Source organism: Methanoculleus methanifontis, assembly GCF_030464365.1.
GTDB classification, from domain to species: Archaea; Halobacteriota; Methanomicrobia; order Methanomicrobiales; family Methanoculleaceae; genus Methanoculleus; species Methanoculleus methanifontis.
Genome location: NZ_VCYI01000007.1, coordinates 1 through 19,348 on the forward strand (window position 1 = coordinate 1; position 19,348 = coordinate 19,348).

Below are 19,348 nucleotides of genomic sequence, written 5' to 3' on the forward strand. Positions count from 1 at the left end.
GAAGCGTTTACGATTCCAGAGATGCAGGTTCATCCCTCAATCATCTCGGCGGATGCAGCCTACGATGCCCAGATGATCCGCCAGTACAACCGGAAACGAAGGATCAAGAGCAACATCCCGACCAACCCGAGATCCCGGATACACCCGAAGCGGGGAAGACCGCGCTGGTTCGATCCGACACTGTATAAAGAAAGAGGGGCTATTGAACGGTTCTTCAGCTGGATCGAGGCATTCAAGAAGATTGTTCCTCGATATGAACGCTATGAACACTCATTCCTCGGGCTGATCCACCTGGCATGTGCCATCATGATCTGGAGGGTTATGGGATGACCTCTCCTTTTTCTTACCGTAGTCACTCGTGGTGTGCTTCTCCCGCGTGACCATCTTCGGCTCCACATCGAACTCAATGATGAGCGGGGGCGCGGTCAGGTCGAAGGAGTAGGCGTCTCTCGGGTGAGCGGGACTGAACTCTATTGTCTTGTCGTAGAGCGTCACGTAGGGGTCCTGCGTCGGCGGAACCTCTGAGGGCCTGCTGAGCGTGGGGCCGGCAATACCACTCGTTGCGGTTGGATACGGGGTTGCCGGGGTCAGGTAGCCGAGGTCGTCATCCTCTTCGCCCTGCTCTTCCGGTGAAAGGCTGCCGGACCAGCCCGGATCGCTGCCGGTCGGCATCTCCGCGCAACCGGCGGATGCAAGAACCAGGATCATCACCGCAGTTACAAAGAGTGGCTTATACACCTTGCTCATCGCAGAGGGGTTATGCAAGGGGATATTTATGTTTTTACTCTTGATCCTTTAAAGAAACATTTTATTCAATAGATATTAATCGGCAGAAAAAATCGTTGGAAACCGGTCTGTTTTCGCGGCATAATTCCCGAAGATGTATTGCCGGGGCGGAAAAAGTGAGGCGCCAGGAGACATTCCCGGGAGAAGCCGATCATGCACCGGCATGCAGGAGAACCTTTTTATCGGACACTCGTATCTCTATCGCTCGGCCGATGATAGTACCGAAGAGACCTGAGCCACAGCACAGAGAGATCGACACGGTTATTCCGGGCAGCGCGAGCGACCTTTGCGAGAGCGTAAACGCTTCGTCTGCCCCTCCGGAAAACGGCGCGGCGCTCTGGTACCTCCTGGGCCTGACCGTCATCGGTGCCCTGCTGCGGTTCTACAACCTCGCCGGCAACTCCCTCTGGCTCGACGAGGCCACGACCCTCTCGTTTGCCGGGCAGTCACTCCTTGGCATCTGGGAGACCACCGCCGGCGGAGAGTTCAACCCGCCGCTCTTCTACTGGCTGGAGCACGGGATGCTCGTCTTCGGGGAGAGCGAGTTCGTGCTCCGGTTCCTCCCCGCGCTCCTCGGCGTTCTGACGATCCCGGTCGTATATTACATCGGCTCTGAGTTCCGGGACAGGAACGTCGGGCTCATCGCCGCCGCCCTCCTCGCGTTCTCGCCCTTCCATATCTTCTACTCCCAGGAGGCCCGGGCATACGCCCCCATGCTCTTCTTCTTCTCACTCGCACTGCTCTTCTACGTGCGGGCGAGCAGATCGAACGAGACCCGTTCCTGGGCTCTCTTCGGTGTCTTCTCTGCGATTGCCTTCTGGATGCACTTCTACGCCATCGTGCCGGTCGCCGTCCTCGTCCTCCACGCCCTGGTCACCCGCGCCGGGAAGATCCGAAAGGACGTCAGGAACGCGAGGAGCCCCGTCCTCGCGCTCGCTGTCTTCATCGTTGCCACCCTTCCCCTGCTCATCGTCACGGTTACCCTCTTCATGATGAGGACATCATCCGCCCCGACCTTCGGCATACAGGGGCTCGATGTCATCCACATGACCCTCTCGCAGGTGTCGGGGGAGAGCGACCTCATCATGGTTCTCTTCCTCCTCCTCTTCCTGCTCGGCGTCGCCTACACCTGGCGCGAGGACAGGAACGCAGCGCTCCTCCTCGTCTTCATGATGATCCTCCCGCTCGTCGCAAGCCTCATCCTCTCCTCACGGATGCCGATGATCCCGCGTTACCTCATCTACCTCCTCCCGGTCTACTTCATCGGGATCGCGTCGGCGTATCCTGGACTCCATGCCCTCGTCAAGGACCGGAGAGCGGTCTACCTTGCTATTGCAGCGGCATTTCTCGTCAGCGCACCCTTCCTTGCAGCCTACTACACGACACCGCAGAAGAACGACTGGCGGGGTTTCTCCGCGGAACTCGGCGGGATGACCGGGGAAGGAGATCTCGTCGTCGTGCTGCCGCCCTACATGGCGCAGCCGCTCGACTATTACTACAGCAACGCGACCGACGGAACCCTCGAACTCGGGGCGAATACCGGAGAAGATCTTGAGACGATCCGGGAGCAATATCCAGACCGTCGTGCGTTCTACATTGTGACCACCGACATCCTTGCCGTGGACACCACCGGGGATGCGCTGGGCTGGCTTGATAAGAATGCAGAGTTCGCCGGACAGCGCATGGGGATCTACCTCTTTGTGTCGGGCTAGAGGGAAGATCGATGGCTGAACCCTACGATCTCTCGGTCATCATCCCGACCTTCAACGAGGAGAAGAACATCGCCGCGATCATCGATGCGGTCAATGACATCTTCAGAGAAAACAGCATCCGCGGCGAAGTCCTGGTGGTGGACGACGACTCGAAGGACCAGACGATCCCGATCGTCCGGGAGATCGCCGGCCGGCAGGAGAACGTGCGCCTGATCGTGCGGAGAGACGATCACGGCCTCTCGCAGTCGGTCGTCGAAGGATTCCGGTCGGCGTGCTCGGATATCCTCCAGGTCATCGACGCCGACTTCTCGCACCCGCCCGAGCTCATCCCCCGGTTTTATGAAGCGATACGGGGCGGCGCGGATATCGCCATCGGGAGCAGGTACATGAAGGGCGGGGATATCGAGGCGTGGCCGCTTGCGCGGAGGGTTATATCGCTTTCGGCCACCGCGTTCGGGCGCGTGCTCTTCCCGGAGGTCACCGACCCCGTGAGTGGATTCTTTGCCGTGCGGCGCGATGTCGTCGACGGCGCCCCGCTTGCCCCCCGGGGCTACAAGATCCTGATGGAGGTCCTCGGCAGGGGCAGATGGGAGTCATTCGTGGAGATCCCGTTCGTCTTTAAGAACCGTGAGGAGGGGAAGAGCAAACTCCGGGCCGGCACCGTGATCGACTACCTCCGGCAGTGCGGCGGCATCGCCTGGTTCGCGGTCGCGCACCGGACAGGACCGGTATGGGCGGAGTGGACGAAGGTCATCCGGTTCGGGCTCGTCGGGATCTCCGGCATCCTCGTCAACATGGGACTCCTCTACGCCCTGACCGAGGTTGCCGGCCTCTACTACCTCGTATCTGCCGCAATCGCGATCGAACTCTCCATCGTGAACAACTTCGCCTTAAACGACGTCTGGACGTTTCGGTCGATAGAATTCCTGAAGTTCGGGCGGAGGTTTTCGCGGTTCGGATCGTTTCAGGCGGTCTCGATGGGCGGTCTCGCCCTCAATATGGCCGTCCTCTACCTCCTTGCGGAAGTTGCCGGGGTCTACTACCTCCTTGCGAACCTTGCAGGGATATCCGTTGCGTTTGCCTGGAACTATATGGTGAACAGGCACTACACGTGGACAAAAGCGTACTGAGGCTGGTCTCTCTCTTAAAAAAGCGGGTTAGGGTCGACGGCGGCATCGGCTACCCGGAGTACGCCCGGATAACCCCCCGGTAGACATCCGCTGCTCGCTCGAGCTGCTCCACGCTGACCCGCTCGTCCACCGCGTGCAGTGTCGGGATCTCCCCCGGCCCGTACTCCAGAACGTCGAAACCCCTATCGCGGAGGTACTTCGCGTCGCTTGCCGCCCACTGGAGGAAGGGGGCCGCCGTCCCGTAGACCCGCTCCACCTCCTGACAGACTGTCCGGACAATCCGGGCATCCGGGGGCGTCAGGGTCGGTTCGGCCACGTCCGTCTCGCGTATCACGGCGTCCGGCGCATGTTCCGCGATGCCTTTCCGGAGTTCGTCGAGGGAGCAGCCCCACGGCACCCGGATGTCGAGCTCCATCCGGCACTGCTCCGCCACGATGTTCGCCTTCTCGCCGCCCTCGATGCGACCGGGGTTGAACATCACCCGGGTCAGGACGTCTTCTCCTCCCTCGATCCCGAAGATCTCGGAAAAGACCCGGGCACCCTCCTTGATCAGCGGCTGCAGGTCTTCGTCGACGGGGAACGGGCGGGTATGAACCTCCCGCAGGTAGCCGAGGAGATCGAACGCCGCCATGACGGCGCTCTTCCCGACCAGGGGATAGAGGGAACTGTGGCCCGGCCTGCCGCTAAAGGAGAGGTCGACCCGGTAGAGGCCTTTCTGGCCGATCGCCGGGCTGGTCGCCGGCGTCGGTTCGGCGATCAGACACTCCCGGGGTTCAAGGAGATCCTGGGCGAGCAGTGACCGGATCCCGTACTCCCCGCCGGTCTCCTCGTCGCAGACGAAGGCGAACTGGGCCTTCGGTTCCACCCCGCTCTCGATGAGGTCGCGGTAGGCGATAAGGAGGGCGGCACATCCCCCCTTCATATCGGTGGCGCCTCTCCCCCAGACGTAACCGTCGGTAACCTCTCCGCTGTTGGGGTCGTGCGTCCAGTCGTCGGGGATGGCGGGGACGACGTCGACGTGGCCGCAGAGGAGGAGCCGGGAGTCCGGTTCGGTTGTGACGAGGTTGTCCCGGCCGCCGGGATGCGAGATGATGCGGTTCTTCACCCCGAGGGAATCGAGGAACTCCCCGATGAACGCGACGACATCTGCCGTGCTCCCCGGCGGGTTCTCGCTCCTGATCCGGACGAGCGACGACGTAAGTCGGGCGACATCCATAGAGTGCTCCCCTTATGCCGACCTGCTCTGGACGTACTCGTCAAAGAGCCGGGCAAGCGACGAGGTGTTATAGAGCAGTTTGATGAACTTCGGGTCGAAGAACTCGTCGATGAACGTCGAGAGATGCTCGGCCGGGATCGCTTTTTTGTCGTCGGGGTTGAGCACGATCCGGAAGCTCCGGTACTGGGCGGGGTCGTCGTTGTCGTAGACGCCAGTCCAGAGCATCGGGAGCGCCTCGTACTTCTCCGGCTGCTTCTCTTTGAGCCAGTTGATGAACCCGGGGAAGTGCACCCGGTCGCCGACCTTCTCCTCGTCCAGACGCCACCGCATGTATTCCATGGTCATGATATTCCGGGGCGACATGTAGTTGTAGGCGAGCGTGCTGAGCGTGTAGTCGATGTGAGCGATTGCATCGGTAAAGTAGAAGCGCAGAACCGGGTGAAAATCGGTTGGGCTTTCCAGGATCAGCGATTTGCTGTACAACTTCTGCAGGACGCGGACATACTCGTTCATTTCCAGCATACTCTCTCCTATTGGGGAGAGAGGTACAAAAAGTATTGCTTCCATACAGCAGTGCCGGTGATACGGGGCGGTGAGGGGCTTTGGTTCTGCTGAATTGGAGTGTGGCAGGGCCTGAGTTTGAGAATGCCGGAGGTCTTCGAGCGGGGAGGGGCCGGAGGGCCTGAGTTCGAGAATGCCGGAGGTCTTCGAGCGGGGAGGGGCCGGAGGGCCTGAGTTCGAGAATGCCGGAGGTCTTCGAGCGGGGAGGGGCGAACATCGCCTTCGAAGCCTGGTGGGTTCTCGAACTCCGTTCAGCGTTGCGGGCAGAACATCGCCATCGAAAATTGCTGCGCAATTTTCTCAAGCTCCGTTCGGCCGCAATAGCGGCCGAACATCGCTTCAATCAAAGAACGGCTTGCGCCTGTTGACGGCTTCGCGGAAGGCGTCTTCGAGTTCCTTGCCGTGCTTGCCCCGGATATCGACCAGGTTGTCGCTCCGCAGAAGACAGGGCTTGAGTTTCCCGTCCGAGGTCACGCGGAGGCGGTTGCAGAATGCGCAGAACTCCGTGTTGTGGAGCGGGCGCACCACCTCGACCTCGGCGCCGTCGAGGCAGTACTTCCTGCGGTGGTGCATCCGGCGGGTGACGACCCGTTTCGCCCGCTCGTTTAAGTCCTGCTCGACGCCATCCACGTCCCCGTGGAACTTGCACTCGTTGAATTCCATCAGCTCGATGACCTGAAGGATGACGTCGCGTTTGTTCCGGACGAACGCCATGAAGTCGTCCAGCTCGTCCTCGTTGATGCCGTCGAGGAGCACCATGTTGAGCTTGACCGGGGTCAGCCCTACCTCGATCGCCGCGTCGATCCCCTTAAGAACGTCCGCGAGGCAGTCTTTGCCCGTGATCTCGCGGTAGCGCTCGGGGCGGAGGCTGTCGAGGCTGACGTTCACCCGGGCAAGCCCGGCCTCTTTGAGGTCCGCGGCCATCTCTGCAAGCAGCGTCCCGTTCGTTGTCAGGGACGACTCCACTCCCGGCGGCACCGAGCGGATGATATCGACGAGGTCGCGGCGGAGCAACGGCTCCCCGCCGGTAAACTTGATACTCCTGATCCCGAACTGCACGCCCACCTGCATCAGCTCGGCGATATCCTCGGCGCTCATCTGCTCTTCCGGGTTCACTTCGCCTTCGGCGTGGCAGTAGATGCACCGCAGGTTGCACCGGTGGGTCAAGCTGATCCGGAGGTTGGTTACGGTTCGGTTATAGGGGTCCTTCAGCACCATCGCATGTTCCCTTGAAATTTTTTGCAATAATGTAGGTCTCGGCACTCCCTTTCCGCGACGCCTTCGTCCTGTAGCCCCGGACGGAATAGAAATGCTTTCTCACTTCGGCAATCAGTTCACCAAAGAGCTCACCCTGGAACGACTTTATCAGCATATTGCCGCCGGGTTTCAGGACCGTGCAGGCAAACGCCAGTGCGTCCTCGCCGAGCCCGATCGCACGGGCCTGGTCGTAGCTCTTCTGGCCGGAGAGTTTCGGCGAGGCGTCGGAGACCACGACGCTGACAACGCCGCCGGCCTCCTCGCGGATACGCTCCTGGACGAGGGGGTCAGTGAAGTCCCCGACGATGGTGGTGACGCCTTCCATGGGCGCGATGGGATTGAGATCCACGCCGATGACCTTGCCGTTGGTCAGGTCGCGGAGCACCTGCAGCCAGCTGCCTGGCGCCGCCCCGAGGTCGACGATGTTGTCGCCGGGCCTGATGATACCGTTTCGCTGCTGAATCTCCAGCAGTTTGTAGGCGGCACGTGCCCGATAGCCCGCTTTCATCGCCTTTCGATAGACACTGTCTTTAGTCCATTGAGAACCCATTGGGAGATACCCTCCACCTGAGGTCGACGGATGGCTGCCTGCACCGCCGGCACAATCAAGAAGATTATGTATAGTATTCGATGTTGTTAAACATGAATGATACGGTTCCGGAGTACGGGCGATCGGCGCCTGCCGCGACCGCTTCTGCGACCGGCGTCATGAGCCTTTTGCCGATTTTGATCGTAAAGCACTATAATGAATAGGGTGATTATATACTTTCAACGAGAGTTTAATAAGGGGTCAGAATGTTAAAGGCAACGATTAACGCAGAAATATTTCGGGAATCCATCGATGCGATCGCCGCACTGGTGACGGAGTGCCGCCTGCACACGGCCGAGGACCTGATCCGGACACGCTCCGTCGATACCGCAAACGTGGCCATGGTCTCCCTGGAACTCCAGAGCACGGCGTTCAACTCTTTCTCGGCGACGGCCGGGGAGCTGGGTCTGGATATCGCAAAGCTGAAGAACATCATCGGGATGATGGGGAAGGGCGACGCGCTGACCTTGAACCTGCTCGACGAAGAGCGGAAACTTGAACTGAGTTTTGGCGGCTACCGCTACTCCATCTCGCTCCTTGATGTCAACACCATCCGGAAAGACCCGAACCCGCCGGGAATCGACCTCCCCGGCAAGGTGGTCGTCCCGGGCGACGCGCTGAACAACGCCATCAAAGCCGCCGCCGTCATCTCCGATAAGATCGCGCTCGGGATCGACCCCGATGCTATGACCTTCTACATGGAGGCGGAAGGAGACACGGATCAGATCAAACTCGCGCTCGGCGAGGACGAACTCGTCGCCTTAAACCCGGTGCAGGCCCGCTCCCTCTTCTCGATCGACTACTTGAAGGACATGGGCCGGGTCATGGCGCGCGCGGACGAGGTGGAGGTCTACCTCGGTATCGATCACCCGGTAAGGTTTGTCTTTGACATTGCGGACGGCAACGGCCGCGTCGAGTACCTCCTTGCTCCTCGGATCGAGGCCGATTGATGGATGTAGTACTCGATCGCAAAGAACTCATTAAATATCCCTTTTTGAAAGAATCGCAGGAGCTGGCACGCCGGCACGTCGAGTCGCTCGAAGAGTTCCTCGGGAGCAGCCCGGGCTTCGCGGCGCTCGAACGGGCGGAGGAACGGGTCAATGCCGCGCTCACGTTCAAAAAGGAGTTTGGGGACGAAGACACCCGGAACCTCAAGCCCGAGCTTGAGATCGCAAGCTACGCCCTTGCCCGGATGCTCGTCTCCTGCATCAATGACCGGTCGCTCATCGACCGCCTTGCCCGCTACGAGGCCGAACGCGCATCGTTCTTCCTTGCGGCCGAAGAGCCGGAGATACGGCGGTTCGTTGCCTGGAGCGTCGGCATCGATACCGGAGCGGTTGCAATGCCGGTCACCCGGTATGTCGAACTGGTTCCTCACCTGCGCGATAAGCGGTGGCGGCTTGTCAACAGGGATGTTCGGCGGGGGGGCGTGAACCTTGAAGCGGGCGAGATCGACGAACTTCTCCGGGAACGGATCCGGGCGATCATCGCCGACCAGCTGCCGCTTCGGGTTCCAGCGGGGATCTGCGAGCGCCTCGCACCGGTGACGGGCGAGATTGCCGCGTTGCGGCAGCAGCAGATCCTTGAAGAGTTCGGCGAGATCAAAGAGGACGCGTTCCCACCCTGCATCAATGCGCTCATCCAGGCGATCACCGCGGGGACGAACCTGACGCACATGGGCCGGTTCGCCATCACGTCGTTCCTCCATACCATCGGGATGAACGTCGCGCAGATAGCGGACGTGTTCGCGCGGGCTCCGGACTTCGACCCGGAGATGACGATGTACCAGGTGGAGCACATCTCCGGGCGGGGCGGCACCGAGTATACCCCGCCATCGTGCGCCACCATGCGCACGTTCGGGCTCTGCGCCAACCGGGACAAGGACTGCGAACGGGTCAACCACCCGCTGAGTTACTACCGGTTCAAGAAAAATATAAAGAAAAAACGGAGTTAAGCGACCTTTTTATCAATCAGGTAGCCAGCGATACTGAGCGCAGCGATGAAGGCTACCAGTGCGACGACGTATGCAAGCCCTTCCATCACCTCTCCCATAAGTTTGGGCAGCGTCACCAGCAGCGCGATAAACAGTGCAAGGCACCCGAACGCGGCCAGCACCTCAAGAACCCGTAGATTCATGTAAACAGGTGGGGTACGTGCAGGTATATCTCTATCCCCGGGGCGGGGGCGACCCACACGCTTATCCGGGCCGACCGACAATCCCGCACGCGTGGAAAGGGACGAGGCACTGGCCCTGCTCCGGCGTTACGTGACGTCCCCGTCCCACATCATTCAAGTCGCACCTGCGGTGCTGCTGCTACGGCCCTTCACACCTAACGGTGCTCACGTTCCCGCCCTTCGGCCGGTCGCGTTCGGCCCGACGCACAGCCATGCCACGGCCGCCGTCATGAGGAAGGCCGCGGAGCATCTCGGCGAGGATGCCGCGACGTGGGAGGTGATCGGCCTTCTGCACGACATCGTCGGCGGAGATAAGGAGCGGCACGGTGTCGAGGGTTACCGGATTCTGATCGAGAACGGTGTATCCGAAGAGATCGCGGATATCGTCAGGCGCCACAACCACATGCTCTTTGGGGATTACGTCCGGCCGGTCGAGGTTGTGCTCCAGGCGGCGGACAGCGCGTCAGGCCTGATCATCGCCTGCGCCCTGGTGAAGGGCGGTGCGATCGACGAGGTCACCCCCCGGACGGTGAAGAAGAAGTTCAAGGAGAAGTCGTTTGCCGCCGGCTGCGAGCGCGAGAGGATCCGGATGATCGAACCGCTCATGGATCTCGAGACGTTCTACCGCATCGCGATCGAGGGGCTCACGGAAGGCCGCGGCGATCTCGATCTCGGCTGAGCGCAACCCATATATGGCTCCCTGACCGAGGATAGAAGGCATGATGCAAGAGCGCGGCAAGGTTATCGATCGCGTGGAAGAGGCCGTAGCGCTGCTCGTCGAGCGGATGGACGCCCGGCTCATCCCGGAGGTCGGGATGAACATCGTCTACGCCCTCCCCGATGCGCGGAGCAAAGAGGACGTGGCGGGAGTCCTCGGCCGGATCGTCAGGCTCGGCGAGGCGGTGCACCCCGTCGGGGAGATCGCGTTCGGGGCAAGCGACCACGTGGCCCGGATCGTCATCACGGCCATGCGTTTCGACCCGCGCATCCGGAGCGCCGCAAACATCCGCTTCTCGGAAGCAATCCTCCCTGAGCTCGATAACCTCCTCTTCGAGGTCTGCTCGTTCGACCGGGAAAACGAACCCGTGGGCGTGCAGACGATGGACTGGGGCGTCGCTTCCTGTTGCAAGGAGGGTGTACCCGACGTCATCTACGACCGTGGGGCCGTGGGGAAAGAGCCGATGATCCGGGTTCTTGGGGAAGATCCCGTCACGGTCGCACAAAATATTCTTAAACTGTCAAATCGCATAATCTATGCACAATTGTAAGGGTAGGTCCACATGGGAATAAAACCGTCATATATCAAGAATCTCGGCGAAGAACTCATCGTCAAGCATCGCGACAGATTCAGTGGAGACTTTGAAGAGAACAAGCACGCTGTCGCTGAGGTTGCCATGATCGACAGCAAGACCGTCCGGAACCGGGTTGCCGGGTACATCTCAAGAAAGATAAATACAAGGAAGCGATAAACTTCCACTATGTTTGAGGGAATCCTTCCGGCAATCATTACCCCTTTTTACCGGGACTCCAGGATGGGTCTCGATATTGAAGGATTACAGTCCAACATCGAATCACTCCTGCAGCGTGGAGTTCACGGTGTCGTGCCCTGTGGGTCGACCGGCGAATCCGCGACGCTTACGTTCGAGGAGCACGAGCAGGTGATCGGCAAGGCCATCGAGGTCGTCAACGGACGGGTGCCGGTGCTTGCCGGGACGGGATCGAACAACACGGAGGAGGCCGTTCGCCTGACCCGGTCGGCGAAGGACGCGGGTGCGGACGGCGCGCTCATCATCAGTCCGTACTACAACAAACCGAACCGTTCCGGGCTCATCAAGCACTTCACGAAGCTTGCCGACCTCGATATCCCGATCGTCCTCTACAACGTCCCCGGCCGGACGGGGCAGAACCTCCAGCCTGACCTTGTGGCGGAACTGGCCCGTCACCCGAGCATCGTCGGGATCAAGGAGGCAAGCGGCGACATCACCCAGGTCTCCCGCATCATCGAGGAGACGCGGGACGAGGACTTCAGCGTGATCTCCGGGGACGATGCAATGACGCTTCCCCTCCTCGCTGTAGGGGGCGCAGGCGTGATATCAGTGACGGCAAACGTCGACCCCGGCCGGATGGTGGGGATGTACGAGGCCTTCCGGGCCGGTGACCTTGCCCGCGCACAGACCCTGCACTACGAACTCGGCCCGCTCATGCGCGCGATGTTCATCGACACAAACCCCATCCCCGTGAAGAAAGCGGTGGAACTCCTCGGGATGGCCGCGGGGCCGGTCAGGCTGCCGCTCGACGAGCTCGACGAAGCAAAGACGGAACAACTGAGAAAGGTGCTGGTAAATCATGGTTAAGGTAGTCGTATCCGGTGCCCTGGGACGCATGGGGACCAACATCGGCCGGATCGTCGATGAAGCCGCCGACATGGAACTGGTCGGAGGCATCGATATACAGGAAGGAACGCTGTTCGGGACCGAGGTCGTCCTCGCCGAGAGGATGGACGCGTTCCTGAAAGAAAAGAAGCCCGACGTCCTGATCGACTTCACTGTTGCGGCTGCTGCGGTCGAGAACATCAAAGTAGCCGCTGAAAACAACGTGGCGCTCATCGTCGGGACGACGGGATTCTCCCCTGAGCAGCGGGCGACGATCGCGAGCGCCGTCGAAGGAACCGTCCCGGCGGTGATATCGAGCAACTTCTCCGTCGGTGTCAACATCTTCTGGAAACTCGTGCGGGAAGCGGCACGCGAGCTCGGCGATTACGACGTCGAGGTCACCGAAGCCCATCACCGCTACAAGAAGGATGCCCCGAGCGGCACGGCAAAGACCATCCTTGATATCCTCGACCAGGAACTTGGTGGCCGCGAGAAGGTCTACGGCCGCGTCGGCGAGACCGAGCGGAAGGGCGAGATCGGCGTCCATGCCATCCGCGGCGGTGATATCGTCGGTGATCACTCCGTTCTCTTCGCAGGGAACTTCGAGTGCATCGAGGTATCTCACCGGGCCTACGACCGGGCAGTCTTTGCCCAGGGCGCCGTCCGGGCCGCACGCTGGGTCGTCGGCAGGGAACCGCGCATCTACGGCATGCAGGATGTCCTCGGGCTGTGATAGGAAAAGCGAAATTTATTTTTGGTGCGGCTATAATACTATGTACATTCGGAGGAACAAAATTGGTAGCAGTTGTTGATATTGAGAAGTGTACCGGCTGTGAAACCTGCGTGGACGTCTGCCCGGCTTCCGCCATCACCATGGAAGACGACAAGGCAAAAGTCGACGCCGATCTCTGCGTTGATTGCGAGACCTGCGTTGACGAGTGCCCTTCAGAAGCGATCTCAATGGAATAAAGAAACCAACTCTTTTAATATCACCTGCACTACAGATACTTCTATCTATGATAAATGTAGGAGTGCTTGGTGCCACGGGAGCGGTGGGACAGCGCTTCGTTCAGTTGCTGGCGGATCATCCCTGGTTTAACCTCCAGACCTTGACCGCATCTGAGCGGAGTGCGGGGAAACCGTACGGCAAGGTGGTCAACTGGCGCCTCGATGCGCCGTACCCGGACAACGTCAGTGATATCGTCGTCACTCCCACAACCGTCGAGAGTCTGAAGGACTGCGACCTGGTCTTCTCGGCGCTCCCTCCTGAAGTGGCGACGTCTCTTGAGACGGAGATCGCCGATGCAGGTATCGGTGTCTGCAGCAACGCCCGCTCGCACCGCATGGAGGCAGACGTCCCGCTGGTGATCCCGGAAGTCAACCCGGATCACCTCGGCCTGATCGATGTCCAGCGGGATCGCGGACGTGAGGGTTTCATCGTGACGAACCCGAACTGCTCGACGATCGTCCTTGCGCTGGCCCTTGCACCCCTGAGAGCGTTCGAGTTCCACGACGTGCGTGTGGCGACCATGCAGGCCATCTCGGGTGGCGGGTTTGCCGGTGTCTCCGCCATGGAGATCTACGATAACGTCGTTCCCTATATCGGCTCCGAAGAGGAGAAGATGGAGATCGAGACGCTGAAGATTATGGGGTCGTTCGATGGTTCCGAGGTGACTCCGGCTTCGTTCGGCGTGAGTGCGAGCTGCCACCGGGTTCCCGTCATCGACGGGCACACCATTGCGGTCTGGGTCGACGTGAAGGAACCGGTTGCCGAGGTGAAAAAAGTTTACGCAAACTTTAAGTCCCCCTTCAGCAATCTACCCTTACAGCCGGAGAAGGCCGTTGAGCTCCTTGACCCGTCTGACCGTCCGCAGCCGCGGCTCGACCGTAACCGTGGACGGGGCATGACGGTGTCCGTCGGGAGAATCCGCGAAGGGTTACGGTTTGTTGCGCTCGGCCACAACACCATCCGTGGGGCCGCGGGCGCATCCGTTCTCAACGCAGAACTGATATGCTCAAGGAAGTACCTTTAGACGAGGTGGGCTAATGATAAAGGATAACACAGTATTCGTGGGAAACAAACCGGTCATGAACTACGTGCTTGCGGTGGTCACCCAGTTCAATAACGGAGCGGAGGAAGTCGCGATTAAGGCCCGGGGGAAGGCAATTTCACGTGCGGTCGATACGGCGGAGATCGCGCTCAACCGGTTCCTTGCAAACGTGGACAAGAAAGAGATCTTCACGTCGACTGAGATGATCGACACCGATACCGGCAAGACGAACGTATCAAGCATCGAGATTGTCCTCACTCATGGGAAGTGAGATCCCGAAGCATTTTTTGATACCATCAATGGAGCGTAGCGGCCGGGTTTCGACGAGGCCTCTCCGCTTGAGGTTTTCTTGTGACGGCGCTCCTGTACAGCGCGCCGGTGGTCTTCGGCGCTCCGGAATAATCCCCTCTTGCGCGCTCCATCCGTCAGACGGTCGAATATATGGCCGATTTGATACGGGTCGACCATAAAGGCTTTATGAGCCTCGCCATATATGCTATACTATGAAACGGTTGGCGGTCGGCATGGCACTGATGCTGGTAGCTGTTCTCGTTCTTCCCGCAATGGCGGCGGGCGATGAGCGGCACAGTTATATCACCGTCAAAGATGTCACCGTCCGGTTGGAGAAGGCAGACGCCGTCGTTACCATGAACTATACGATAGACGACGGCATCGGGTTCCTCGTTCTTCTCCTTGGGAAATCCGACCTGAGGGAGAAGGCACTCGAGGTATTGAACTTCGACAACGCCGACGTTCAGCATCTTGATCTTGAGCGTGTCGAGGTGCGCGTGAAGAACGCGTCGAACGACTACGGGCAGGGGTCGTACTGGTTCCCCGCGCACGGTTTCGGCGTGGTCGTCCCCTCGCTCACGGTCATCTCTCCCCAGGACGTCAAACACTACGAGAACGTTAACGAGTTCCCCGACGGACTCGGCTATTTTGCCTGACTGTCGGTAAGCCGGATGCAGTGCCATCTTTTGATTACGGTATTCTGGCCGCCGCTCATGCTTGCGGCGGCAGTCCGATCCCCGCCAGGGCGCGGCGGGTGTGGCGGGCGAAGTTAACGTCTTTTGAGGATGCCGCTACCTCGAGGTAGAGACGGTTCAGGTCGGCCGCCGTGTCGACGTCGTACCAGGGTTCGAGCAGGGAGACCGAGAGGTCCAGGCGTTCGGCGGTGTCAATCGTCCGTTGTGTCACACAGGCCGAACTCCAGGGGATGCCCGAGAAGAGCCGGGGGGTATGCTTCCGCGTCCCGATCAGGTAGTAGCCGCCGTCGTCGCACGGCCCAATGACAACATCGGCGTCATTGAGCCTGAGAAATGCTTCCGCGATGCACCGGCCGGGAAGGGTCGGGCTGTCGCTGTCGCAGAGCACGACCGCCGTTGCCCCCCACGAGAAGAGTGTTGCTGCAACGCTGTCAAGGCGTTCGCCCAGGTCTTCACCGACCTGGGGGAGCGTGGAAAATCCCGGGGGAACGATCCCGGCAAAGAAGCCGTCTGCAGCAGGGGGTGTGTAGGCCACGAACGGCTGGATTCCGTCGAGGGAGGCGAGTCGCTCGATCGCATCCCGAAGGAATCCAGCATACAACCGTGCCGCCTGTTGAGGCGTGAGCGGCGGAACGAGCCTTGTTTTCACTTTTCCGGGAACCGGTATCCGGGCCATAATGGCAGCCGCCCGCATCACAACTTCCGGCCCAGGCATCGCCCCCTCCCTACCTTCCCCTCGTCGGCGGCATCCACCCAGAGGCCGATGCCGCGTTCCATGTCCCGGAACGTCTCTGTCCCGAAGAGTTCGACGATCCGGCCCTTCAGGCCGCCGGCAAGGGCATCCCGGTAGCGGTGCATCTGCACCGTAAAATCCTCGCTGAGATCTTCGCACACCCCCACGGCAAACCCGTGCCGGCGGAGCAGTCTCCGGTAACCGTCCAGGGTCCCCATGTATGGGAAAAGCATGAATGCATTGAGATTGCGGCGTTCTTTCGCGCTCATGGGCCCGGTCTCTATCCAGTCGGTGAAGGCGATCGTGCCGCCGGGCGCCGCCACGCGGCGGCATTCGCGTATCAGCCGGTCCTTATCAGTGACGTAACACCAGGAGTCCTGTCCCCAGACAATGTTGAAGGTTCCCGACTTGAAGGGCATATCGAGAGCGTTGCCGGATCGAAAGGTGACACGGTCGTCGAGACCGGCACGTTCCGTGCGTAACACCGCCTCGTTCACCATCCGCCCCGTTGCATCGAGACCCGTCACCGTCGCGCCGTAAATCCGTGCCAGGTGCCGCGCCGGCCCTCCGAGACCGGAGAGGACGTCCAGCACCCGTGTGCCTGCGTTCACACCCGCTAACTCCGCGAGGATATCGGTCTCCTGCTCGCCGCCGACGTGGATCTGCTCCCCCATCAGCATCTCCCAGATGACGCCGACCGCCCCTTCGTAGGCGGCAGTGACGTCGCCGATGTTGATATCGAGCATATCCCTCTCACCTCCCCGGCGCCGCCCGCCAGCACTTCGGGTCGGGCCCACAGAGGTCGCCGGTCTCGTAGTATGCCGTCGCCCGGCATCCCCAGCAGACGACGTTCTGCTCGCACCGGGTGCAGAGGGACGAGTTCGGACCCTGCTGCCGCATCCCCGAAAAGAGCAGTTCGCTTCGATGCTCTTCGACGATCCGGGAGAGCGATTGCTCCCTGATGTTTCCGAATCCCTTCCTGATGACCGAGCAGGGCGTGACGTCGCCGTCCACCGTCACGCAGATCACGCTGCCGCAGTAAAATTTGTTGACGTCCATCGTCTCGAACGAGAAGGGAGAACCGGGGTAGCAGATCGCGTCCCGTGCCCGGCAGGCGTCCTGGACTTCCCCGGCTGTCGGCACCCATTCCGGGTGGCGGCATGCCCTGCCGACCGTGCAGATCTGCGTCAGACAGATCGCCGTCCCGACCTCCTCACAGAAGTGCCGTATCGTCTTCATAACGTCTTCCCCTGCGAGCGGCCGTGTGAACGTGATGCAGTTGACGAGCTCGGCTGTGGGTTTGCCGAAGGCGACAAGATTCTCGATGCCGCGGCGGATAGCCCGGATCTTCTCCCCGGCATCCCCGTCATGGAGTTGGGCATAGATAACCGGGTCGAGGGTGTCCAGGTGCACGGAGATGAAACCTCCTTCTGTTACGGCGACAGCGTGCTCTGCGACCTCTGGATCGGCGAGCGGGATGCCGCTCGACCAGATGTTGTTGACAAAACCGAGGTCACGGGCGCGTTCTGCGAGATCGTACCAGTCCTTGCGAACCAGCGGATCGCCTCCCAGCCAGTCGACGGCTTTCACGCCCATCTTCGCCGCCGAAGAGAGCGTGGCGGCGATATCGTCGGCGGGGAGTTCCCCGGCCCGGGCGGCATCGGCCGGAGCGTAGCAGTAGCGGCATCCCTGCGGGCACGCAAGGGTCGACTCAATCTGCAGCGAATAGACCCGCCCCCCCTCGAAATACCGCACCACCTCATCTGTTGCAGGATGAAGGCAGCCGGTGATGACCGTATTGAGATTTCGTCCTCCCGCATCCATGGCAGCAGCCCCTACACAGCCTACCATAAACATCATCATATAAGTGGGTGACGGAGATGCAGCCTTTGCGGGAGGGGTTTTCGCGTATGCTCTCGATCATCACGCCGGTGCTCAACGAAGAAGAGAACATCCCTGGATTTCTGGCCCACATCAACGATCTCGAGGGCCCGTTCGAGGTAATCGTCGTCGACGGCGGGAGCACGGACGGTACGTGCAGAGCGCTCGAAGCGGCAGCGGAGTCGTTCGCCCATAGGGTCGCGGTGCTCTCCTCCCCGGCGGGAAGGGCCGTCCAGATGAACGCCGGGGCCCGGCATGCCGCGGGAACCGCTCTGCTCTTCCTGCACGTCGACTGCAGGATACCTCCGGATGCCCCGGGCGCCATCGGCCGGGCACTGGAGCGTGAGGGCGTCATCGGCGGAGGATTCCGGCACACGTTCGCGAGCCGCGACCCCCTGCTCCGCCTGACAAGCAGGTTCGGGAACCTGCTGGCGGCGAGGACGCAGACGTTCTTCGGGGACTTTGGTATATTCATAGAAAAAGAGGCCTTCTTTAAGCTCGGCGGATACGAGCCGCTTCCCTACCTGGAGGACGTGGAATTCGCGCGAGCAGCACGCCGGCACGGGAGGCTTGTCCAGCTCGACCTCCCCATCGTTGTATCGCCGCGGCGATACCTCCTGGTGGGAAAGTACCGCCTGAGCGCCGTCTATGTCCTGGTTATGCTCCTCAATACGGTCGGCATCCGGCCGAAGCGCTTCATCCGCTATGTCGTCGAGAAGTAGGGGGTTGGGCGTCTCTACGCCTCTCTCTGCAGTGCGACCGGTTCGCGCTCGTCAGCCCACCTGCCAAGGAACGACTGGAGGTAAACGCCGAAAAAGGCGCAGAATAGGCCTCCGATTATCGCGAAGACAATATACAGTGCACCGTTCGTACTTGTTATGGGGAACCCGGAGATCTCGCTGCTGATCGAGAGGATGTAGATGCTCGCCCCGTAGGCGATGGCCCCGATCGCCAGGACAAAGAACGGCAGGGCGACCACCCGCTGGATCGCCTCGCGCTCGTTCAAGAAGACGTCAATAATCTTTCCCACCGATGCCACGAGACCTGCGGCGATGAACCAGATGACGGCACCGTAGATGAACGCCAGGAGCTGGATAACGATGCCGAACGGGGAGTAGTACTCAAGGAGGCTTATGAGCCCGAGAATAACCCCGACGATTCCGAGCAGTATCGCTGCGATGTAGGATACGAAGGTGAACCTCCCGCCGTGGAGCGATGCTTTCAGCGAGGTGATCAGGTAGCCGAAGACCTCGTCTATCCCGACGCCTTTGAAGAGCAGGTAGGTGCCGATGACGCCGACGACGACGATGGTCGCACCTTCGGGGTATCCGAGCAGGTATCCTACCGCGTAGAGGAGCATGGCGAGACCGAGCGGGACGAGCACGATCTTCGAGACCTTCGGGTCGTCGAGAAGGCGCCTTAAGATATAGTATGTCCCTTCAAGGTTCGGCATCTGGTTGACAACGACCCGCCGCACGCTGCTGACCGGCACCCGCGACTGGATGATGGGGAGAACATACTCGTCCTCGGCGCCGTCCGTCACGATGATGCAGGAGGTCGAGCCCGTTGTGGAGAGGATTGCATCGAGACTGGACGCTACGCGTCGATCGCCTTCGAGCAGGTTCATGTGGTTGCCGCAGATGACGGCGACGGCGACCTCTTCCTCTTTTTTTGCGAGTTCGTCGTGGAGTTTGATCGTCTCGAAGATGGCGTTGACATCGGAGTCCTCGGGATCGATCAGGGCCAGTGAAGTCGCTGCATGGAGGCATGCCTCTCTGCCCACGATGGGACCATCGATCCCGGCCTTAAACCCGAGATCGTCATCGCGATCAACACAGAGGACAAGCGTCCGCTCTTTCGCCATTCAATAGAACATCGCCTCAGATCTATTAAATGATT

The 19,348-nt window shown here is 60.6% G+C and carries 25 protein-coding genes; 15 read left to right on the top strand and 10 right to left on the bottom strand.

The features are described from left to right. Positions 1–330, top strand: a 330-nt coding sequence (locus FGW20_RS06355; RefSeq protein WP_301677249.1) for a transposase, incomplete at its 5' end; no start/stop codon positions are given. On the opposite strand, the gene FGW20_RS06360 is transcribed toward FGW20_RS06355, so the two are convergent. After that, positions 271–747, bottom strand: coding sequence for a hypothetical protein (locus tag FGW20_RS06360; protein WP_301677250.1), 477 nt, complete (start codon positions 745–747; stop codon positions 271–273). The genes FGW20_RS06355 and FGW20_RS06360 overlap by 60 nt on opposite strands. Positions 748–998: 251 nt before the next feature. Between FGW20_RS06360 and FGW20_RS06365 the strand changes: the two genes are divergently transcribed. Then, complete coding sequence (locus FGW20_RS06365) at positions 999–2,498, top strand: glycosyltransferase family 39 protein (RefSeq protein ID WP_301677251.1); 1,500 nt, start codon at positions 999–1,001, stop codon at positions 2,496–2,498. Between the two features lie 11 nt (positions 2,499–2,509). Continuing rightward, positions 2,510–3,628, top strand: coding sequence for a glycosyltransferase (locus FGW20_RS06370; protein ID WP_301677252.1), 1,119 nt, complete (start codon positions 2,510–2,512; stop codon positions 3,626–3,628). Positions 3,629–3,677: 49 nt separating this feature from the next. Here FGW20_RS06370 and FGW20_RS06375 read toward each other — a convergent pair whose 3' ends face one another. The 4 genes from FGW20_RS06375 to FGW20_RS06390 all read right to left on the bottom strand — a co-directional run bounded on the left by FGW20_RS06375 (position 3,678) and on the right by FGW20_RS06390 (position 7,212). Continuing rightward, on the bottom strand, positions 3,678–4,844 hold the full coding sequence (locus FGW20_RS06375) for a M20 family metallopeptidase (protein ID WP_301677253.1): 1,167 nt from the start codon (positions 4,842–4,844) through the stop codon (positions 3,678–3,680). Positions 4,845–4,856: 12 nt separating this feature from the next. Then, entirely contained in the window at positions 4,857–5,366 is a 510-nt protein-coding gene (locus FGW20_RS06380; RefSeq protein WP_301677254.1) for a hypothetical protein, read from the bottom strand. A gap of 378 nt (positions 5,367–5,744) precedes the next feature. Further along, entirely contained in the window at positions 5,745–6,623 is an 879-nt protein-coding gene (gene moaA / locus FGW20_RS06385; RefSeq protein ID WP_301677255.1) for a GTP 3',8-cyclase MoaA, read from the bottom strand. Then, positions 6,601–7,212, bottom strand: a complete 612-nt coding sequence (locus FGW20_RS06390; protein ID WP_301677256.1) for an RlmE family RNA methyltransferase — start codon at positions 7,210–7,212, stop codon at positions 6,601–6,603. Before FGW20_RS06390 ends, moaA begins: the two co-directional genes overlap by 23 nt. A gap of 245 nt (positions 7,213–7,457) precedes the next feature. On the opposite strand from FGW20_RS06390, the gene FGW20_RS06395 reads away from it, so the two are divergent. Together FGW20_RS06395 and priL are read left to right on the top strand one after the other, a co-directional pair. Continuing rightward, positions 7,458–8,201 carry a DNA polymerase sliding clamp gene (locus FGW20_RS06395; RefSeq protein ID WP_301677257.1) on the top strand — a complete coding sequence of 248 codons (744 nt, stop codon included), beginning with the start codon at positions 7,458–7,460 and terminating at the stop codon, positions 8,199–8,201. Further along, entirely contained in the window at positions 8,201–9,205 is a 1,005-nt protein-coding gene (gene priL, locus FGW20_RS06400) for a DNA primase regulatory subunit PriL (RefSeq protein ID WP_301677258.1), read from the top strand. The genes FGW20_RS06395 and priL overlap by 1 nt, the downstream gene beginning before the upstream one ends. On the opposite strand, the gene FGW20_RS06405 is transcribed toward priL, so the two are convergent. Further along, complete coding sequence (locus FGW20_RS06405; protein WP_301677259.1) at positions 9,202–9,387, bottom strand: hypothetical protein; 186 nt, start codon at positions 9,385–9,387, stop codon at positions 9,202–9,204. The two genes, priL and FGW20_RS06405, sit on opposite strands and share 4 nt — an antisense overlap. A gap of 91 nt (positions 9,388–9,478) precedes the next feature. On the opposite strand from FGW20_RS06405, the gene FGW20_RS06410 reads away from it, so the two are divergent. The 9 genes from FGW20_RS06410 (at position 9,479) to FGW20_RS06450 (ending at position 14,796) form a co-directional block, all read left to right on the top strand. Further along, on the top strand, positions 9,479–10,105 hold the full coding sequence (locus FGW20_RS06410) for an HD domain-containing protein (protein WP_301677260.1): 627 nt from the start codon (positions 9,479–9,481) through the stop codon (positions 10,103–10,105). A 40-nt stretch (positions 10,106–10,145) separates the two neighbouring features. Next, positions 10,146–10,694, top strand: a complete 549-nt coding sequence (locus FGW20_RS06415) for a thiamine-phosphate synthase family protein (RefSeq protein WP_301677261.1) — start codon at positions 10,146–10,148, stop codon at positions 10,692–10,694. A 12-nt stretch (positions 10,695–10,706) separates the two neighbouring features. After that, positions 10,707–10,895, top strand: a complete 189-nt coding sequence (locus FGW20_RS06420) for a 30S ribosomal protein S17e (RefSeq protein WP_048113378.1) — start codon at positions 10,707–10,709, stop codon at positions 10,893–10,895. Positions 10,896–10,904: 9 nt separating this feature from the next. Beyond that, on the top strand, positions 10,905–11,780 hold the full coding sequence (gene dapA, locus FGW20_RS06425) for a 4-hydroxy-tetrahydrodipicolinate synthase (protein WP_301677262.1): 876 nt from the start codon (positions 10,905–10,907) through the stop codon (positions 11,778–11,780). Next, entirely contained in the window at positions 11,773–12,531 is a 759-nt protein-coding gene (dapB, locus tag FGW20_RS06430; RefSeq protein WP_301677263.1) for a 4-hydroxy-tetrahydrodipicolinate reductase, read from the top strand. Before dapA ends, dapB begins: the two co-directional genes overlap by 8 nt. A 62-nt stretch (positions 12,532–12,593) precedes the next feature. Next, positions 12,594–12,767 carry a 4Fe-4S binding protein gene (locus FGW20_RS06435; protein ID WP_301677376.1) on the top strand — a complete coding sequence of 58 codons (174 nt, stop codon included), beginning with the start codon at positions 12,594–12,596 and terminating at the stop codon, positions 12,765–12,767. A 47-nt stretch (positions 12,768–12,814) separates the two neighbouring features. Further along, the gene (asd, locus tag FGW20_RS06440) at positions 12,815–13,831 is read left to right on the top strand and encodes an aspartate-semialdehyde dehydrogenase (RefSeq protein WP_301677264.1); all 1,017 of its coding nucleotides are present in this window, start codon (positions 12,815–12,817) and stop codon (positions 13,829–13,831) included. Between the two features lie 13 nt (positions 13,832–13,844). After that, entirely contained in the window at positions 13,845–14,120 is a 276-nt protein-coding gene (gene albA, locus FGW20_RS06445; protein ID WP_301677265.1) for a DNA-binding protein Alba, read from the top strand. Positions 14,121–14,352: 232 nt separating this feature from the next. Then, on the top strand, positions 14,353–14,796 hold the full coding sequence (locus FGW20_RS06450) for a hypothetical protein (protein ID WP_301677266.1): 444 nt from the start codon (positions 14,353–14,355) through the stop codon (positions 14,794–14,796). Between the two features lie 55 nt (positions 14,797–14,851). Here FGW20_RS06450 and FGW20_RS06455 read toward each other — a convergent pair whose 3' ends face one another. Genes FGW20_RS06455 through FGW20_RS06465 form a run of 3 tightly spaced genes read right to left on the bottom strand, consistent with a single transcriptional unit; the run spans position 14,852 to position 17,392 of the window. Next, entirely contained in the window at positions 14,852–15,550 is a 699-nt protein-coding gene (locus tag FGW20_RS06455; protein ID WP_301677267.1) for a TIGR04282 family arsenosugar biosynthesis glycosyltransferase, read from the bottom strand. Next, complete coding sequence (locus tag FGW20_RS06460; protein WP_301677268.1) at positions 15,529–16,314, bottom strand: methyltransferase domain-containing protein; 786 nt, start codon at positions 16,312–16,314, stop codon at positions 15,529–15,531. The genes FGW20_RS06455 and FGW20_RS06460 overlap by 22 nt, the downstream gene beginning before the upstream one ends. Before the next feature lie 7 nt (positions 16,315–16,321). Then, on the bottom strand, positions 16,322–17,392 hold the full coding sequence (locus FGW20_RS06465) for a radical SAM/SPASM domain-containing protein (protein WP_301677269.1): 1,071 nt from the start codon (positions 17,390–17,392) through the stop codon (positions 16,322–16,324). A gap of 86 nt (positions 17,393–17,478) precedes the next feature. On the opposite strand from FGW20_RS06465, the gene FGW20_RS06470 reads away from it, so the two are divergent. Next, positions 17,479–18,171 (top strand): TIGR04283 family arsenosugar biosynthesis glycosyltransferase, encoded by a 693-nt coding sequence (locus tag FGW20_RS06470; RefSeq protein ID WP_301677270.1) that lies wholly within the window; start codon positions 17,479–17,481, stop codon positions 18,169–18,171. A 14-nt stretch (positions 18,172–18,185) separates the two neighbouring features. On the opposite strand, the gene FGW20_RS06475 is transcribed toward FGW20_RS06470, so the two are convergent. Next, positions 18,186–19,313, bottom strand: a complete 1,128-nt coding sequence (locus FGW20_RS06475; RefSeq protein WP_301677271.1) for a DUF373 family protein — start codon at positions 19,311–19,313, stop codon at positions 18,186–18,188. Positions 19,314–19,348 lie beyond the last annotated feature (35 nt).

What these genes read in the sequence shown, in the direction of transcription:
- FGW20_RS06360 (WP_301677250.1), bottom strand. Translation starts at nt 747, where the DNA reads ATGAGCAAGGTGTATAAGCCACTCTTTGTAACTGCGGTGATGATCCTG.
- FGW20_RS06365 (WP_301677251.1), top strand. Translation starts at nt 999, where the DNA reads ATGATAGTACCGAAGAGACCTGAGCCACAGCACAGAGAGATCGACACG.
- FGW20_RS06370 (WP_301677252.1), top strand. Translation starts at nt 2,510, where the DNA reads ATGGCTGAACCCTACGATCTCTCGGTCATCATCCCGACCTTCAACGAG.
- FGW20_RS06375 (WP_301677253.1), bottom strand. Translation starts at nt 4,844, where the DNA reads ATGGATGTCGCCCGACTTACGTCGTCGCTCGTCCGGATCAGGAGCGAG.
- FGW20_RS06380 (WP_301677254.1), bottom strand. Translation starts at nt 5,366, where the DNA reads ATGCTGGAAATGAACGAGTATGTCCGCGTCCTGCAGAAGTTGTACAGC.
- moaA (WP_301677255.1), bottom strand. Translation starts at nt 6,623, where the DNA reads ATGGTGCTGAAGGACCCCTATAACCGAACCGTAACCAACCTCCGGATC.
- FGW20_RS06390 (WP_301677256.1), bottom strand. Translation starts at nt 7,212, where the DNA reads ATGGGTTCTCAATGGACTAAAGACAGTGTCTATCGAAAGGCGATGAAA.
- FGW20_RS06395 (WP_301677257.1), top strand. Translation starts at nt 7,458, where the DNA reads ATGTTAAAGGCAACGATTAACGCAGAAATATTTCGGGAATCCATCGAT.
- priL (WP_301677258.1), top strand. Translation starts at nt 8,201, where the DNA reads ATGGATGTAGTACTCGATCGCAAAGAACTCATTAAATATCCCTTTTTG.
- FGW20_RS06405 (WP_301677259.1), bottom strand. Translation starts at nt 9,387, where the DNA reads ATGAATCTACGGGTTCTTGAGGTGCTGGCCGCGTTCGGGTGCCTTGCA.
- FGW20_RS06415 (WP_301677261.1), top strand. Translation starts at nt 10,146, where the DNA reads ATGATGCAAGAGCGCGGCAAGGTTATCGATCGCGTGGAAGAGGCCGTA.
- FGW20_RS06420 (WP_048113378.1), top strand. Translation starts at nt 10,707, where the DNA reads ATGGGAATAAAACCGTCATATATCAAGAATCTCGGCGAAGAACTCATC.
- dapA (WP_301677262.1), top strand. Translation starts at nt 10,905, where the DNA reads ATGTTTGAGGGAATCCTTCCGGCAATCATTACCCCTTTTTACCGGGAC.
- dapB (WP_301677263.1), top strand. Translation starts at nt 11,773, where the DNA reads ATGGTTAAGGTAGTCGTATCCGGTGCCCTGGGACGCATGGGGACCAAC.
- asd (WP_301677264.1), top strand. Translation starts at nt 12,815, where the DNA reads ATGATAAATGTAGGAGTGCTTGGTGCCACGGGAGCGGTGGGACAGCGC.
- albA (WP_301677265.1), top strand. Translation starts at nt 13,845, where the DNA reads ATGATAAAGGATAACACAGTATTCGTGGGAAACAAACCGGTCATGAAC.
- FGW20_RS06450 (WP_301677266.1), top strand. Translation starts at nt 14,353, where the DNA reads ATGAAACGGTTGGCGGTCGGCATGGCACTGATGCTGGTAGCTGTTCTC.
- FGW20_RS06455 (WP_301677267.1), bottom strand. Translation starts at nt 15,550, where the DNA reads ATGCCTGGGCCGGAAGTTGTGATGCGGGCGGCTGCCATTATGGCCCGG.
- FGW20_RS06460 (WP_301677268.1), bottom strand. Translation starts at nt 16,314, where the DNA reads ATGCTCGATATCAACATCGGCGACGTCACTGCCGCCTACGAAGGGGCG.
- FGW20_RS06465 (WP_301677269.1), bottom strand. Translation starts at nt 17,392, where the DNA reads ATGGATGCGGGAGGACGAAATCTCAATACGGTCATCACCGGCTGCCTT.
- FGW20_RS06470 (WP_301677270.1), top strand. Translation starts at nt 17,479, where the DNA reads ATGCTCTCGATCATCACGCCGGTGCTCAACGAAGAAGAGAACATCCCT.
- FGW20_RS06475 (WP_301677271.1), bottom strand. Translation starts at nt 19,313, where the DNA reads ATGGCGAAAGAGCGGACGCTTGTCCTCTGTGTTGATCGCGATGACGAT.